At 38.7% G+C, this 13,676-nt stretch carries 12 protein-coding genes; 7 read left to right on the top strand and 5 right to left on the bottom strand.

What is annotated here, in order from left to right:
- The first annotated feature begins 12 nt into the window (after positions 1–12).
- Entirely contained in the window at positions 13–327 is a 315-nt protein-coding gene (locus tag EHQ16_RS03575) for a 7(1) septoil knot domain-containing protein (protein ID WP_135636284.1), read from the top strand.
- Here EHQ16_RS03575 and EHQ16_RS03570 read toward each other — a convergent pair.
- On the bottom strand, positions 307–2,307 hold the full coding sequence (locus EHQ16_RS03570; protein WP_135636286.1) for an LTA synthase family protein: 2,001 nt from the start codon (positions 2,305–2,307) through the stop codon (positions 307–309). The genes EHQ16_RS03575 and EHQ16_RS03570 overlap by 21 nt on opposite strands.
- A gap of 94 nt (positions 2,308–2,401) precedes the next feature.
- On the opposite strand from EHQ16_RS03570, the gene EHQ16_RS03565 reads away from it, so the two are divergent.
- From EHQ16_RS03565 to EHQ16_RS03545, 5 genes are all read left to right on the top strand, one after another.
- On the top strand, positions 2,402–3,847 hold the full coding sequence (locus tag EHQ16_RS03565; protein ID WP_135637300.1) for an acetyl-CoA carboxylase biotin carboxylase subunit: 1,446 nt from the start codon (positions 2,402–2,404) through the stop codon (positions 3,845–3,847).
- A gap of 1 nt (position 3,848) precedes the next feature.
- Positions 3,849–4,364 (top strand): acyl-CoA carboxylase biotin carboxyl carrier protein subunit, encoded by a 516-nt coding sequence (locus EHQ16_RS03560; protein ID WP_135636288.1) that lies wholly within the window; start codon positions 3,849–3,851, stop codon positions 4,362–4,364.
- Between the two features lie 72 nt (positions 4,365–4,436).
- Entirely contained in the window at positions 4,437–5,924 is a 1,488-nt protein-coding gene (omp85, locus tag EHQ16_RS03555) for an Omp85 family outer membrane protein (RefSeq protein WP_135636290.1), read from the top strand.
- Between the two features lie 13 nt (positions 5,925–5,937).
- Positions 5,938–6,621, top strand: coding sequence for a surface adhesin Lsa25 (gene lsa25, locus EHQ16_RS03550; protein WP_135636292.1), 684 nt, complete (start codon positions 5,938–5,940; stop codon positions 6,619–6,621).
- A 131-nt stretch (positions 6,622–6,752) separates the two neighbouring features.
- Positions 6,753–7,466 (top strand): hypothetical protein, encoded by a 714-nt coding sequence (locus tag EHQ16_RS03545; protein WP_135636294.1) that lies wholly within the window; start codon positions 6,753–6,755, stop codon positions 7,464–7,466.
- On the opposite strand, the gene yihA is transcribed toward EHQ16_RS03545, so the two are convergent.
- From yihA to EHQ16_RS03525, 4 genes are read right to left on the bottom strand one after another with little or no spacing between them, the layout of a single operon-like run.
- The gene (yihA, locus tag EHQ16_RS03540; RefSeq protein ID WP_135636296.1) at positions 7,445–8,077 is read right to left on the bottom strand and encodes a ribosome biogenesis GTP-binding protein YihA/YsxC; all 633 of its coding nucleotides are present in this window, start codon (positions 8,075–8,077) and stop codon (positions 7,445–7,447) included. The two genes, EHQ16_RS03545 and yihA, sit on opposite strands and share 22 nt — an antisense overlap.
- 5 nt (positions 8,078–8,082) lie before the next feature.
- The gene (locus tag EHQ16_RS03535; protein ID WP_135636298.1) at positions 8,083–9,069 is read right to left on the bottom strand and encodes a tRNA lysidine(34) synthetase; all 987 of its coding nucleotides are present in this window, start codon (positions 9,067–9,069) and stop codon (positions 8,083–8,085) included.
- Positions 9,066–9,383, bottom strand: coding sequence for a tRNA lysidine(34) synthetase (locus EHQ16_RS19630; RefSeq protein WP_135636300.1), 318 nt, complete (start codon positions 9,381–9,383; stop codon positions 9,066–9,068). The genes EHQ16_RS03535 and EHQ16_RS19630 overlap by 4 nt, the downstream gene beginning before the upstream one ends.
- Positions 9,380–11,293 carry a GAF domain-containing SpoIIE family protein phosphatase gene (locus tag EHQ16_RS03525; RefSeq protein WP_244241908.1) on the bottom strand — a complete coding sequence of 638 codons (1,914 nt, stop codon included), beginning with the start codon at positions 11,291–11,293 and terminating at the stop codon, positions 9,380–9,382. The genes EHQ16_RS19630 and EHQ16_RS03525 overlap by 4 nt, the downstream gene beginning before the upstream one ends.
- A gap of 262 nt (positions 11,294–11,555) precedes the next feature.
- Between EHQ16_RS03525 and EHQ16_RS03520 the strand changes: the two genes are divergently transcribed.
- On the top strand, positions 11,556–13,673 hold the full coding sequence (locus EHQ16_RS03520; RefSeq protein WP_409035591.1) for a sigma-54-dependent Fis family transcriptional regulator: 2,118 nt from the start codon (positions 11,556–11,558) through the stop codon (positions 13,671–13,673).
- Positions 13,674–13,676 lie beyond the last annotated feature (3 nt).

Below are 13,676 nucleotides of genomic sequence, written 5' to 3'. Positions count from 1 at the left end.
ATAGGAGAATGTATGAAGAAGTTGCTAAGTTTTTGTTTGGGAATTCTGTTCACCTCCACTCTAGTTGCAGGAGAAGTTGGATCTGACTGTACTTTCAAAGGAAAAAAATTATCGGGTAAGGTTCAGTTTGTTACAAGTTTCCCTGATTTCAAAGTTCAAATTGTCGATAGTTTTCCCGACTTAAAAGTGCAAAAGGTAAATAGTTTTCCTTCTGACTGTGGAAAGTGGCAAGAAGTTACCTCCTTTCCCGATTTTAAAGTTCAGATTGTCACTAGTTTTCCTGACATCAAAGTCAAGTATGTGGATTCATTTCCGGGTGTACCGTAAGGAACCTTCTAAAGGGAAAACCGAATTTCGATTCATTAGTTCCAAAGACAAATTAAAGAATGCCCTTGCCTTTAAAGTTTGTTGGAAACATTGTTTTGGATCCGCTAAACAAAGCGGATCTTCACCATACGGCGGTTTCATTTGGAAAATAAATTGAGTGTCCCCATCCACACTTTGGTAGAGAATTTTTTCTTCATCAATCCAACCACAGGCACTTCCATAAGCAAAATAAGTGCTACCAGAAGTAACAAATTTAGCCCGTAAGTCTTTTCCAAATCCTGAAAAGTAAGTTTCTTTTCCTACCACTCCCAAAATCGTCGGAAGAACATCCAGTTGAGAACCAATTTTTTCATCTAACTTGGGTTTAATGTATTTAGGAGAATACAACAAAAACGGTACCATCCTGTCTTCGTAATAGGAAAGATATCTGTGGTGGGTATGATCTCCAACAAATACAAATAAAGTATCTTCAAAATATTTTCTTTTTTGGATTTCTTTCATAAACCCTTCTAAAGCAGAATCGGAATAGTGGTAGGTATTCAGATAATCAAAGTCTGTTACAGAAGAGTCATAAATTTCAAATTTTGAGTTTGGTACTTTGTATGGGTAATGTGTGGTCATGGTGAGGATGGTCATAAGAAAAGGTTTGTTTTCTTTTTGATAAGAATCCATTTCTTCCATTGCCTTAGAGTAAAGATGTTCATCATCATAACCCCAAGCACCGATAGCGTATTTTCCTGATTTACGAAAGTCTTCTTTTCCAATCAAAGTTTGGAATCCAAAATGAGGAAGGATGGTTGCCAAACTATCAAATTTTAAATCATCTCCTGTAATGAAACTGGTTTGGTATCCAAATCCAGAAAATAGATTTCCGATCGCAGAAAAGTTACTGAGAATTTGGGGTGTTCGAATGGCGGTAAGACCTGGTCTGTCGGGAACACTGGTAAGAACAGAAAGGAGTGCGTTACTTGTCCTTCCTCCATTCGCGTAAAATTTTCTAAAACTATGTCCTTTTTTCGCCAAAGAATTGTAATACGGTGTTACTTCTTTTCCCAACCAAATTCCATTGGATACTGGCCATACATACTTTCCTGTCCAAGATTCTTGGATGACAAGAACCACATTGATGGGTTTTTTTCCAGGTATTCCTTTGATTTTTCTTACTAATGGGAATTCAGGATCCTCGACAAACTCCGCTCCTTCGTAACCAATCTCTCCTTTCACAACTGCCAACATATCTTTATCTGTCATTTTCAGATGTTTAGGAATGGATTGGCTTTTGAAATCATTGATGGTTGTATAAATTCCATTTAACGCTAGTTGGTTGATGAGTGCATTATCTGAAATGATGGCTTCACTCGCTCTTAAGGGTGATTCTTGCGGCCCACCACGAAGTCCTATAAAGAAAAAAAGAATCCAAATTGTGGTTTTTAGAGTTTTTTTCCGAAAGGATTCTTCTTCGTTCGTTTGGTTTGTGATTTGTTTTTTACGAAACCAATACCGGACTCCTAAAATATACAAAACAATAATCAGGATAAAACTTAGAATTTTAAAAGGAGCTTCTTTAAAGGCCGAAGAAACTAACACATCCAAATCACCCAAAAAAACAATGGCCTCGTAACCAATGTGTTTGTTTGCATTTTCGAAATATAATAAATCCGCAAAAAGATGTACCAAACAAAAGGGATAAAGAACGAGAGGAGTGATCATCCAAAAATATCGATAGGTTCTAAATTTGGATGCGGTGTTCCAAAGAGAAAGGATATAAAAACCAACTAACAAAATAGAAACGGTAACCCAATCAAATCGAAACCCCAAAAAAAATGTTCTGAGCAAAATAAAAACTGGGAATTCTTCCAAACGATAGGAATAAACCAAAAGAAACAAAACTCGACTTAAAAATAAGGTTAAAAATCCAAAGGTTATATAGGTTAGAAAGATTCGATCTGAAAATTTAAGATTGGGAAACAACTTCGCCATAAAAAAAGAATTTGCGAATGATGAGTGTGGTCAATCGACTTCCGATCTTTCAGTTGATTTATTTTCTAGCCCCTTTAGTTTTGATCCTACTCACATGAAGCCGATCCAAAAAATACTCATCGCCAACCGTGGTGAAATTGCCGTTCGTGTCATTCGCACCGCAAAAAAAATGGGAATCAAAACGGTAGCAGTTTATTCCGATCCTGATGCCCAAAGTTTATTTGTCAGGTCAGCAGACGAAGCGTTCTCACTCGGGGGAACAGATGCTCGTTCTTCCTATTTGAATGTAGAAAAGGTCATCCAGGCATGTATAGAAACGGGAGCAGATGCCGTTCACCCAGGGTATGGATTTTTATCGGAAAACACTGACTTTGCAAAAAAATTAGAAAAACAAGGGATTCGATTCATAGGGCCGAAACCCCATTCGATTGAAGCAATGGGTGATAAAATCGGATCACGCCTGTTAGTTGCAAAAAATGGAGTGCCAGTGGTTCCTGGTTATGAGGGTGCCTCTCAAGAAATGTCTGTATTCAAAAAAGAAGCGGAAAAAATTGGGTATCCCATTATGGCAAAAGCAAGTGCCGGCGGCGGTGGAAAAGGAATGCGTAGGATCAATTCCCCCGAAGAATTAGAACCAGGAATTCTTTCGGCAAAACGGGAATCACTTTCTGCTTTTGGTGATGATCGTATTCTTTTGGAAAAATATATCACAAACCCACGCCATGTCGAGTTTCAAATTTTTGGAGACTCACAAGGAAACATCATTCACTTACATGAAAGGGATTGTTCCTTACAAAGAAGACACCAAAAGGTAGTCGAAGAAACTCCGGCACCCACTTACAGTTCTGACCTAAAATCACAAATGTCTCAAGCTGCAGTGATGGCTGCAAAAGCTGTCCAATATGAAGGGGCTGGAACCGTAGAATTCATCTTAGGTGAAAGTGGTGAGTTTTATTTTCTCGAGATGAACACTCGTTTGCAAGTGGAACATCCTGTCACGGAAATGACCACGGGCCTTGATTTAGTAGAATGGCAAATTCGTGTTTGTCAGGGAGAACCATTACCTGAGTTACAAACCCCACCACAAAAAGGACATGCCTTAGAAGTGCGAATTTATGCGGAAGATCCAAAAGAAGGATTCCTACCTTCTACGGGAAAAATTCACCATTTATCCTTTCCCAATCGAGATTATTTACGAATTGATTCGGGAGTGGTTTCCGGTTCAGAGATCACTATGTTTTATGATCCCATGATTGCCAAAATGATTGTATGGGGGGAAAATCGAATCACTGCCATCCACCGCCTCATTGAGTGTTTGTCAGAAACAATTGTGTTTGGCCCTAAAACCAATTTACAATTTTTACAAAAACTTGTTTCTGCAAAAGAATTTGCAGATGGAAAAGTTTCCACTCATTACATTGCAGATCATGAACCTGCACTTCTGGCAAACAATACAAAAGAAGAACTAAAACTTGCCTTAGCTGGAACATTTTTTTCTTCCAAAGAACCATCTAACCCTTGGTTTAAGGAGAAAAACTAACATGGATTATCTTTTTGAAACTAAATCCGCCGCCGCTTCTGTTTATGTGAGTGGTTCCCAAACACGCGTTCGATTGGGAAAGGACTCCTTTTCTTTTCAATTAGAAGATTGGGTGAAAGAGGAAACTTTACCATCTGATACAAATTCCCTCCGGTCAGTCATCATGAAAGATGGATCTGTATTACAATATCTTAAAGTAAGAAATGAGATTTTTCTACATTGGAAGGGCGAAATTTGGAGTGCGAAACTCGCCGAACGTCAGTATGAAGGCGGAGGCCAGACCTCTCCCGAAATCAAAAGCCCTATGCCCGGAAAAGTAGTGCAAATTTCTACTGAGGTGGGACGGGAACATAAAGGGGGAGAGACCCTACTCATTTTGGAAGCAATGAAAATGGAGAACGCTGTTAAGGCCCCTTATCCATGCCGCGTGGAAGAAATTCGAAAATCACAAGGGGATCTGGTCCAACAGGACGAAGTGCTCATCATTTTACACAGAATCGAACCGGAAAAAACATAAATTTCCGAATCTATTTGACATATTTTTCAAACTTCCCAGCATAAGGCAGTTTCTTTGGCTGATAGGTAGAGAATGTACAATCATATTTTGAGAAGTTTCATACTTCTTTTGTTTTTTTCGTTTTTCCACGGGGTTCTCGGTCAGGAACGTCAACCCCGTACCGACCTTCCGTTCGAGATCTCTGAAAAAAAGAGGCTGAGCGAGCGGGATTTTAAGAATAAAAAAGAGGGAGGATACTTCACTGGTCTCCCTCTCATCAACTCCGATCCCAATGTGGGCGTAGGGTATGGGGCACGTGTGCTTTATTTTTACAATGGGGAAAAGAAATCTCCCATGTTTGAATACACTCCGTATCGTGTTCGGATATTTGCTCAGTATTTTAATACAACAAAAAGAGCACCTTACCACCAGTTGAGTGTGGATGCACCTTACATTTTTGATACCAAATGGAGGCTCCGTGCGGATTTAGTTTATGAACGAAATCCCAACTCTCTATTTTTTGGAATTGGATCGGATACCCTCCAACCACTTTCTTATTTAGAACGAAACAACCCCAATGGCCAAATCCGACGAAATGCTCCTTTTGCAGACTATGAAGACAATTTGAACTACCGCCGCCCTGGGGATGCAGGCCAAGGGGAAGCACCCATCGTCAGTGACCATAGATACAATCGTTATGACATTGAAAATCCTAACTTTAGTACTTCTGGGGAGTATTCCTTCTTTGGTGGAACACTTCGTACGGTGACTGGGGTTCGTCTCTCCAAACAAATCATCCGTACTTATGATGGAAAGTATAACGATGCACAATTAGGACCTGCTGACGGGGTTTTAGGACTTCTCGGGGTTGATCGTACTTTTGGAACTCCACAAGGGGAAACAAAATTAACACGTGAAGATAAAGATGGAAAGATCAGAGGACTTAATGGTGGTTATACGAATACTGTCCGCGCAGGGATTGTCTTCGATACTCGTGATTTTGAACCAGACCCTAACCGTGGAGTATTCCTAGAATACACACACGAACGTTCTGCTAAAGCAATTGGATCTACCTACGATTTTAACAAAAACTTAGTATCAGGTCGTATTTTTCTAAGCCCAGTGCAGTGGTTCACTAGCAAACCTCCAGAAATTTTGGAAAAGTTTGTATTAGCAGCTCGCGGAACAATGATCCAAACCAATGGAGATGCACCTTTTTATGAATACCGCAACATGTGGGGAACGGAAACCAACCAATCAGGTTTAGGTGGACGAACTACCATTCGTGGTTATAAACAGGATCGTTTTGTGGGCCAAACTATGGCTTTTGCTAACTTCGAAATTCGTTGGAAGTTTGCAGAGACTGAGTTTTGGGGACAACATTTTGACTTCCAATTGGTTCCGTTTTATGATGTAGGACGAGTTTGGGATCGCACAGAAGATGCCAATCTTAAAAACTACAAACATTCAAGAGGGATTGGACTTCGTATCCCGTGGAACCAAGCAACTGTTATCTATTTTGATCATGCGATTTCAAATGAAGATAGACAAACATTCATTAACTTTAATCATATTTTTTAGGAGAGCAGAGATTATGAAAAAAATTCAATATTGTTTCGCTCTTTTGGTCTTATCTTTTTTCATGAATTGTGAAATGAAACCTGTAGAAGATTTCTACGGTTTAAGCCCTGAAGAAACCAACCAACTCCTTGCTGGAATCCTTGCCAACCAAAGTCTCAGAGACAATGGGAATGGAACTATTTCAGACCCTGTTTCCAACTTAGTATGGCAAAAATGTACGCATGGCCAAGTTTACCGCGCCGGTTTTAACGATTGTTTGGGATCCCCACAAGGTTCTATTTTCAATCCTAATGACGTCGCTCGTGCAGGTGCAGTGCAAGTTGCCTATTGTGATTCCAAAACACATGCTTGTAATTCCATTGCTTTTCCACAAGTGGTACAAGGGACTTCGTCCATTGCCATTGCGGGGGCCAGTGAACTTTATGGAGCCTGCCAAAACAGTAACTACTTAGGGGCCACTTGGCGAGTTCCTACTGTTGTTGAATACCAAAGATTAGTGGTTCCTGGCCGTGCCGCCACCCTCCAATTTTTTCCTTCCACCCAAGAAGATGATTATTGGACAGCTTGGTCAAACAGCGAAGACATCCCGGGAGAAACGGCCCACGCCATTTCTTTCGACAGACAGTCTTATGGGGTAGAGAAGGCAATTGTAAAAACACAAAGGAACTTTGTCCGTTGTGTTCGCACTGGCCCGTAAACTCCGCAAATTCGCATCAATTTCACCACTCTCCTGACCTTTTCAGGAGAGTTTTCGCTTTCCAAAAATCCAATTTCCTACTAATATTTTCTAAGAATTAACCGAAGTACCCATTAGTTGGTTAGGTTTTCATGAGAATAGACGAGTCCTCATTCAATCGTATGAATGTAGATCTTTTGAAAGATCGCCGGGTGAGTTATGTTGGTCATGGACAATTGGAATCGGCCCCCGAATCTTTATCCGCGCTTCATGTCATTTCGCATGAACTGGGCCATGCCGCTGAATTCAAAAACCAAGCCTTCCGAGAAGGAAGAGATGTCCAAGAAGTTCAAGTCAAAATCAATTATGAATTAAGAGATGGTCGTATGGTGGCGGTGAGCGGAGAGACTCATGCTGTCACTCGTGCAAAATCAAATTCGGAAGAAGATCCTGCTCTTACTCCTTATTCGGATGGAAAATCCATCAAAGACCTTTTTCAATTAAAAGAGGAAGAAGACAAAAAACCAAATTCGAAAGAGAAAACCAAATTAAATCCAAAAGAGATCATGCAGAAATCTCATGAAAAAGATTTGGAATCTAAAATCAAAGAATTGGAAACAAGGTTAGAGTCAGAGAAAACTAAAAAATCTGCAACCGATGTTCATTCTGCGGAACGTTTGAAAGAAATTGAATCTGAAAAAAAACGTTTGGAAGAGGAAGTAAGACTACTCCGTGTAAAAGAACAACTAAAAGAAACTTTTGCCCTGCTTACTGATTTTCGTAAGATGATGACTTCCAATTTGTTTGGGATGATGAGTCTTCAAACTGGATCAAACACCGGTAACTATTTAGACACCTTTGTTTGATCGATCATATTTTCTACGATAAACTCACGTAACTCTCCCACACCTCTTCCCGTTGTCGCCGAAAGATAAAATACTCGGAATGGTACTCCAATTTCATTCATGGCAGCTTCCATGTCCGTACGTACGCGATGTTGTTCGCTTTGGTTGAGTTTGTCGATTTTTGTACGAATCACCACTGGTTTGATTTTTTTTTCCATAGCCACTTCAATGGTGGAAAGTTCCTCTTCGGGAAATTCTCTTTGTGAATCACAAAGAATGAATAGAATTTTTAAATTTTGCCAACTATTTAGAAATCCTTCTAAAAGTTTCATCATATCTTTGTGTTCTTTGTGAGAGGCTTTTGAATAACCAAACCCTGGTAAGTCGATAAGGTTAAATCCTTCTTTGGTTCTAAATATATTGATGAGTTTTGTTTTCCCAGGGGTTTTTGAAACTTTGGCAAGTCCTCTGTGGTTGGACAGTGCATTGAGTAAACTTGACTTCCCCGAATTGGATCTTCCCATAAAAGCTATGGAAGGTACAGAATCCAATTCTTCCTTTTCACTTAAGTGCGCGATGGATGTAAAAAATTTAGTTTCAGGAAAGGGAATTTCTTTGGAATACTTATGCATCTAGTTCACCTTTCCAAATAGATTCGTTTGGGATAATTCTTTTCACTTTTTGAAAACAGAGAAAACAAAATTTGGATGGGTTCTCCTTCAAAATAAAGTATAGGAATGAAAGTTCTTAGGAAAAAAGGGATTCCGTTTTCCCTCATACATTCGGAAATTTCCTTATTTCCTGAGCGAATTTGAATTTTTTGGCCATGGTGCCAAGATCCCAAATTGTATTTCTCTTCTGGATCGGAGAGTTTGAATCTGTTTTGATTCCATTCAATATAAAGAAAATTTCCTTCCCGGTGAGAGACTGCTTTTTTAAAGGCTGGAGATTTTTTATCAATAATGAAAAGATCACCAAACTTCGATTTGTATAAAAAACAGTTTTTATTTTCTAAAAATGCCCTTTCTCCTTCCGATTGGAGATGGAAATTATCAAAACCTGATTTGTACAGAGGGTAGTGTCCTAGGAGTTTTAAATGGAAGTCAATCAGTTCTTTTTTGGATGATAAATTGAGGCTCGTCCAAGTTTCATGAGGGATTCGAAACAAATGTGGAGTTGGTTTTTGAGTGTTTTCTCTTTTTAAATCAAACTGCAAATTGAGTTGGGATCTATCATGAAAATTCCAATAGGTTTTATGAAAGTTCCAACTCTCTTTTTCTAAGACCGGTAATAATTCCATACGAAGCCGGTTACGTTTATAGACGGGATCTTTGTTAGATTCATCTTCAAAGATTCGCATGGTTTCAGAAACAAATAAATAAAGTTGGTCTAACTCTTTATCTTCAAAAAAAACTAAAGGTAAAAATCGTTCCCCGTCATATGGAGGTAGTGTATAAAATGCCTTTTTTCCGCCACCTCTTGTTAGGTGTAAAAAAATAGATTCCGTATAATCTTTGCAGTGATGGCCGGTAAGGATGATTGCCGGATTTTTATCGGTAATTTTTTTTAATTCGTGGTAACGAACAAGTCTTCCCGTTTCTTCTAATCCCTTTTTTAGTTTCAGAGAAAGATTTGGGATTTTTTTTTTACAAAACGAAAAGGAAAGTTGGTAGATTCTAAAAATTGGAATAATTCTTTTTCTTCGGTTTCAATCGAACGAATGCCGTGAGACAAATAAAACAAAGTCGGAGTTTGGATCCTGAATTTTTCCACGAGATATTTCCAAAACAAAACTAAAATAGAGGAATCCTTTCCTCCGGAATAGGAGATGAGAAACTGAGTTTTGTTTTCTGCCCAAAGTTCAGGGAGTTTGTTCCCCATTCGGGCGAGCGCCAAATCAAATAGTTTTGTGATTGGAGCGGGAAATTCCGAATTCATATCTTCCTTACTGCCACCATAGTGATATCATCGTGTTGTTCCTGTTCTTTGACAAATTCTTTTAATTCTGAATAGATCTTCTCGAGAATGTTTTTTGGCTCTAAACTGATCCAAGAAAGAAAACTAGATTTGAGTTTTGGTTCGCTAAACTCAGTTTCTTCTGCATTTCGTGCCTCTGTGACTCCATCAGTGTAAAGTAATATAGTGTCACCGGAATCAAATCGCAACTTGGACTCATTCCGAAATCTGGAAATATCGGGTTGGATTCCTAAAATGACACCTTCTGTTTCGATCACAGAGAGAGATTTGGAATCTGCATGGTAATGGTAAAAATTTCCATGACCGGCACCTGAGAATTGTACCTCCCCTGTAATCAGGTTCCATCTTAGTAAAATCATACTCATATACCTTGGGGTGATGGCTTCTTTATAACTGGCATAAAGATAATTATTGATGTCATTTAAAATTTCCCAAGGAGAATCTTTAACTCGGACAAGCGAATGTAAAATGGTTCTGACAGTTGCCATTACAAGGCCTGCCGCCACTCCCTTCCCACTGACATCTCCAATACAAATAAAAAGTTCGTTTCTGTTAGGTGATAGGATGAAATCGTAATAATCCCCTCCAATGCCACGAGCAGGCACCATAAAACCACCGAAAGAAAAACCCTCTGCTTCAGGAGCTTTTCTAGGAAGAAGTGTACTTTGAATTTCTTTTGCGATTTCAATTTCTTTTTCCAATCTTTCTTTATTGGAAAGGTTTTGGTATAAGTTGGAATTTTCCATCGTGATTCTGGCTAAGGAAACAAAGGCATTCAACGCCTCAATTTCATCATGTGGGAATCTACTATTTTGTTTGGTTAGAATGAATACACAACGAGTTCCATTTTCCAAAGTCAAAGGAAACACCATGGATTCTTTTCCTTCGATTCCTATTACTTCAAAGTTGAGGTCAGTGATGGGATCAACGGTAATGGTTTCTTTTGTTTGTAAGAGTGAGTTAATTTTTTGTATGTCTATGGTTTCAGTTTTTGTTTGGATTTGTTGGTTTTCTAAATCGCGATGGAGTTTGAATATTTTTGCCTTTGAAGAACCCGTTTGATTTTCCACCAAACAAGTTAGTGAAGATTCTACAATTCCGGACAAAGTCAAAAGGATCATCCGAACCATTTCGTCATGGTTGTTTAAATACAATTGGCTTAAAGTGAGAGCCGCTGTATGTAAACTTTGAAAGTTTTTAGATTGGTTTTCGGATTTAGAAAATAAAAGAGAATTTCGAAGTGATACTGCAAATTGACCTACTACAATCTGTAAAATTTCCTGATGCTCTTCAAAGTAGGAATCATCTTCTTCTTCATAATCAATGGTTACCATTCCTACAGCAGTTCCCGCATAAAGTATTGGAATCACAAGTTGGGATTTGGTTCCTGTGAGTTTAGAATAAAATTCATAAAATGGATGGGTTTGTTCAGAGAATTTATAAAAACAAGGTTCTCCCTTAGCCAAGGATTCAATCAAAATCCCATAACTTAAATCATAATCTAAGGTAATTCTTTTGATCGCACGTTGTAAGTTTTTTTGTTTGGTGGAATAATATGCTAATTTAATTTCACCTAACTCTAGGTTGGTGATGAATACGGCAACCTTATCTCGTTTCAAACGAACAGAGATAAGTTCGGTAAATCTTTGCATCAAATCTTCCAAATCTATACTTGAGTTGAATAGAGAAAGATTATCTAAGAGGAATTCCGTTTTCTCTTGGGAGGAGAGGATGTTTTTCCCAATACGAGGAATTTTACGTTTTTCGAGAATCCATTCACGGTTACAGGTCTGGCAAAAAAAACGTCCATTTTTTGTGAGCCCATTCGGGAGTTGCGGCTCCGCGCAGAGCAAACAGATTCGGTCTTCCATGGCTTCCTGATCCATCCTAGACCAGATGATTCGATTTCTTTTTTCATAAGCTACAAGAATTTCCTTCGGATCTGAGAAACCTGGTACGATTCATGCTTAATCTATAAGCAAAAGTTGTTTTTTCTGCAGAAATCGAAAGGATGTCGGTAAATATGATTAAAAAATGGTTTATTTGTTTAATAAATAAGCATACTGTTTTGGTCACCAGCAACGTCTTTCTGTATTCTTTCGAGGCAGAGCGTAATACTAAAGAGCAAGAAATATGAGCGTGAAAAAATTCAATCCGATCCAATCCATCCACGAAGTCGCAACTGCTATGAACTCTACCCAAGATCCAGATGGGCTCCTGGAACTCATTTTGGATCGTTGTATCCAAATTTGTGGAGTGGAATCTGGGTCTCTGATGCTCATCGATGAAAAAAACGGTGTTTTGGATGCCGTTACCTCTCGGGGGATGAACCAACAGCTTCTCCGTGAAACGAAACTAAAAATTGGCCAAGGGATTACCGGTGTGGCTGCCTCTACCGGAAAAGCGAAGTTAGTCAATGATGTTTCGAAAGATCCTGACTACATTCAGGTCAAAGAAGAAATTAAATCAGAGTTAGTTGCTCCGATGATTGTAGAAGATGATATCATTGGTGTCATCTCACTCGACTCCAACAGATTGAATGCATTCACAGCTGAGATGTTGGAAATTGTGAGTGTCCTAGCTCACCAGGCTGGACAGATCTTTAAAAACTTACAAACCATTCGTAGTTTGGAACAAAGAACTAAAATCCAAGCAACCCTGATTGAAATTTCCAAGGTAGTGAGTTCCACACTCGATCAAAATGAAGTTTTTGATTCCATTATGGTCACTATGGAAAAATCACTCCGATTGGAAAAAGGTAGCATTGTCTTATTTAATAAAGAAGAAGGATTACTTCGTATTGTTGCGGCTTCCGGTTTGTCTCCGGAAGAAATCGATAAAGGTACTTACCAACCTGGGGAAGGGATCACAGGAAAAGTCTTCGAATCGGGCGAACCGATTATCATTGAATCGGTGGCAAGCCATCCCGATTTTTTAAATCGAGTCGGATATCTTTCTCACTTTAAACATGACCCACATAACGTAAGTTTACTTTGTGCACCAATTCTTAGTGAACAAACGATGCTTGGTGTTGTGAATGCATTTATTGTTCAAAACAAACATACCGATCTAAAATCTTTTTTAGATTTTTTACAAGTAGTTGCTTCGATTATTTCTCAATCGATTAAAATTCAAAACTTGGTAGAAGAGGCTAAAAAAGAAATCTCTCGTGAAAATATCCAACTCAAACGAGAACTAAAGAATAAATATAAGTTTGGTTCTCTCATTGGCAAAGCAGCCAGTATGGAAAAGATGTTTGAAAAAATCCAACTGGTTGCCGATTCCAGAGCTTCTGTTTTGATTACGGGTGAATCAGGAACTGGTAAAGAGATGATTGCCAATGCCATTCATTACAATAGTTCTCGTTCCGAAAATCCATTCATCAAAATCAACTGTGCTGCCATTCCAGAAAACTTACTTGAGAGTGAACTTTTTGGGCATAAAAAAGGTTCTTTTACCGGTGCGGTAACTGATAAAAAAGGAAAGTTTGAGTTAGCAGATACAGGAACCATTTTCCTAGATGAAATTGGAGAAATGGATTTAAACTTACAATCTAAATTGTTGCGTGTGCTGCAAGAACGTGAAATTGAAGCGATTGGTTCTACTAAGGCAAAAAAAGTAGATGTAAGGATCATTGCGGCAACGAATGCGGAATTGGAACAATTGGTTGCAGAGAAAAAGTTTAGAGCCGATCTTTTTTATAGGTTGAATGTAGTAAAAATAAATACACCTGCTTTACGGGATCGTGTTGAAGACATTCCACTCCTTATGAATCACTTTTTAGAAAAATATACAAAAGATAATAACAAAGTGGTGAAAGGAATTTCAAGAGAAGCATCCAAACTACTTTTGAAATATCGTTGGCCAGGTAACGTTCGTGAGTTGGAAAATGTCATCGAAAGAGCGGTTGTACTTGCCCAAGATGAAATTTTAAGTGAAGAAGATTTTTCTGATATCCTTTCCAGTTTGGAAGATATGCCAGAACATGCAACAGAAGTGACCCAATTGAACCATGTAGAATCCGTATCTGGGGCTGAACCTCTAGATTTAGGATCTGGTCGATTGACACCGGGACAACTAGATGGTCTGGATGGTCGTGCTATGGAAATTGTTGTCAGCGAAGTGGAATCAAGACTCATCCAATATGCAATGAAAAAGTTCCGTTATACAAAAACTCGCGTCGCAAAGTTTTTGGGAATCAATCGAAACACTTTGGATAAAAAAATCAAAGAACTTAATATTGAATATTAAGTT

Origin of the sequence: Leptospira kanakyensis, assembly GCF_004769235.1 — a bacterium.
Classification (GTDB): Bacteria; Spirochaetota; Leptospiria; order Leptospirales; family Leptospiraceae; genus Leptospira_A; species Leptospira_A kanakyensis.
The sequence above is the reverse complement of the archived record's forward strand: the minus strand, read 5'-3'. Positions and strand labels throughout refer to the sequence as shown.